This window comes from Peribacillus sp. (assembly GCF_059453735.1).
Genome location: NZ_JAZVJO010000207.1, coordinates 1 through 2,435 on the forward strand (window position 1 = coordinate 1; position 2,435 = coordinate 2,435).

The following is a 2,435-nucleotide window of genomic DNA, read 5'->3' on the forward strand; positions in this document are numbered from 1 at the left end:
GGTGATCATATTAGTAAGGATATCACTAACTTATCTAATTACTTTATAACAAGTGATGGTGTGGATTTAATAGATAGGTTAAGGAAAGCATTAGAGAAGGGAGTTAAAACTGATTCAGATATTTATATAGAAAGCTTATAAAATAACTTAAAAATGACCTTGAATTCAAGGTCATTTTTAAATGTATAGGCCGAAAGCCGTCAACAGCACCATCAAAGCATCCAACGCCCTGGACGCCTACAAAGGCGCCAAAGGCATGTCCTATATCGGCACCGCAGAAAAAGGTATCTAGGACTCATCGCCGCAAACGAAATCAAAGGCAATCTGACAGGGACTGATTATCTCGGGAATGAAGCCGATGGATCAGGAAGTATTTGCAAGCGAATTGAGCATTGCCAGCATTATTCGGGTCGGCAGGCTGGTGATTAGTCAGAATGTTGGAATTGTTCGGGGTGGTAAGGCTACGGGTAATCGTTTGGCTGGAGAAAGTGATATTAAATCAATAGTAGGAAAAGGAGAACAGTATACAACTGGAAGAAAAAATAGAATAAAGCCTAATATTAGATACCAAAACAGGCGAATACGAGTATTTTTATGAAACTGATGGTGCTCGTAGGAATTCGAAATTCGAAACAGATAACCTTCAATTAACAACAAGGGAAAAAAGACTTTCACATAGCAGAAATACATTAGGGAAAATAAAAGGCAAGGATCATGCAGGGCATTTGGGAGGTGATAGATTTGGAAGATCACCTAAAACTGACAATTTAGTTTCACGATTATCGGATGTTAATTTGAAACAGTATAAGAAGATAGAAGACGAATGGGCTGCAATGTTGAATGACAAACCTCCTAAAAAGGTAACGGTTAATGTGAAAATATTATACAAAGAAATAGATGTGCGTCCAAAAACATTTATTGTTAATTATACAATTGATGGTAAGTCTGGTTTTAAACTTATTGAAAATTAGCTTAAGGAGAATGTGTATTATGAAAGAATTTGAAGATAGATTTAGTGAGTTACAATCTGATATGATTTCTATATGTTTGGAGTACGTTGAGACCAAAGCTGATAAAGTGTATGTTTATGGTTCAAGTGAAGAAGGAATTGTTTCTGCTAATTTCTTCTATTTGATAAATAATATGTATGTTGAACCTCATAAATTGAATGAAGCTGTAATGAATGAAATAGAGGAATATGATGTTTCTCCAAAGCGTCAGTCTATGGTATTGCGTATAATATGTGAAGATATCCAAAAGGTCAAATTATTGTGCAAGGAATATAGAAGGGACATGCCAACAGAGATGAAATTAATTTATGATCTAAAGAGTGGGAAATTTAGTGCTGAATACAAATATGATTTAGTTTACACTCATGACGATATTAAAACAGCAGACCATATTGCTGATGAATGGTTATAGTAGTGACATCTATAGAAGTGGAGCCGTGCCGATATTTCAAAAGAATATGACATTACCCCAAATCAAGAAGGAGTTAGCTAAACTCCTGGAACCAAAACAGGTTTCACGACGTCGGAAAAGAGTTGGATAACAAGGTCATTTCTGAAGCGCTTGAAACGTTTGGCATCCAGCGATTACTGAGCATGAATGGCTCCTTATGATAATGCCGTGGCCGAAGCTATGTTTTTTTTCAAATGAAAAGGATAAGGCTTCTGGAAGCGGAGAACGGCGACTCCTGCTCAGATCACCTCGCCTAAGCGGAAAGCGTCCGTTCGCAGCGGAAATCAACATAGAAATTTAAGCAGAGCGATTATTTTAAGAGTAGAGATAAGGCTTTCAAACCCTTTATGATGAATTGTACGAAGGAAAGTAACAACAGAATAACTTTATGTGATAAAATACACATAAATGGCTATTTTCTAAAAGATGATTGCAAGACAAAACCAGCCAGCATTCAGTTGGTTAAGTGCAGCGGAAAAGCGAGCAACCCGAAGAGGGCAATTGACTGCCGTTGCCCTTTGTTTCAGCAACAAAGTTTACGAAAACAGCCATATAAATAAAGCTAGTATATGGAGTCCTAAAATGAAAAAGAAAACAAACTATCTAGTCTTACTCTTAACGATTATCTTCATGGTTGGTTGTACGAACGGTGAAGATGGATCCATTACAGATGGAGAAAAAGATTCACAAGAAGTCACAGTTAATTCAAATGATGTGAAAGAAGAGAAAGAAGAAAATGCCGCTACGGATGAAGAGGAATCAATAGTTGAAGAGCCGGCAGAAGAGGAACCGATAGAAGAGGAGCCGGTAACATCAGTCCAATCGAATGAGGAACGCTTCTCAGGATACAAACTTATTGAAGTGGACGGCGGCGATTTGTCCGGATATCGTCAACCTAACGTCGTTGTTGATATCGGTTTTGGGGACCGTGAATATTGGGCTTTCACTAATGAACACGGGCAGCTGGTACGTGT

Annotated in this window: 4 protein-coding genes and 2 pseudogenes; all 6 read left to right on the forward strand. The window is 37.8% G+C overall.

The features are described from left to right. Nucleotides 1–9: 9 nt before the first annotated feature. Nucleotides 10–141 (forward strand): Imm70 family immunity protein, encoded by a 132-nt coding sequence (locus AC52RT_RS06540; protein WP_495540002.1) that lies wholly within the window; start codon nt 10–12, stop codon nt 139–141. A 217-nt stretch (nt 142–358) separates the two neighbouring features. Next, complete coding sequence (locus tag AC52RT_RS06545; protein WP_495540000.1) at nt 359–598, forward strand: hypothetical protein; 240 nt, start codon at nt 359–361, stop codon at nt 596–598. Further along, nucleotides 558–971: a DNA/RNA non-specific endonuclease gene (locus AC52RT_RS06550; protein WP_495540003.1), complete on the forward strand. Its 414-nt coding sequence runs from the start codon at nt 558–560 to the stop codon at nt 969–971. The genes AC52RT_RS06545 and AC52RT_RS06550 overlap by 41 nt, the downstream gene beginning before the upstream one ends. A gap of 19 nt (nt 972–990) precedes the next feature. Further along, nucleotides 991–1,422: a DUF600 domain-containing protein gene (locus tag AC52RT_RS06555; protein ID WP_495540001.1), complete on the forward strand. Its 432-nt coding sequence runs from the start codon at nt 991–993 to the stop codon at nt 1,420–1,422. A gap of 101 nt (nt 1,423–1,523) precedes the next feature. Continuing rightward, nucleotides 1,524–1,647, forward strand: a pseudogene (locus tag AC52RT_RS06560) (IS3-like element IS655 family transposase); the annotation flags it as partial. 396 nt (nt 1,648–2,043) lie between these two features. Then, nucleotides 2,044–2,435 (forward strand): annotated as a pseudogene (locus AC52RT_RS06565) (DNA/RNA non-specific endonuclease); the annotation flags it as partial.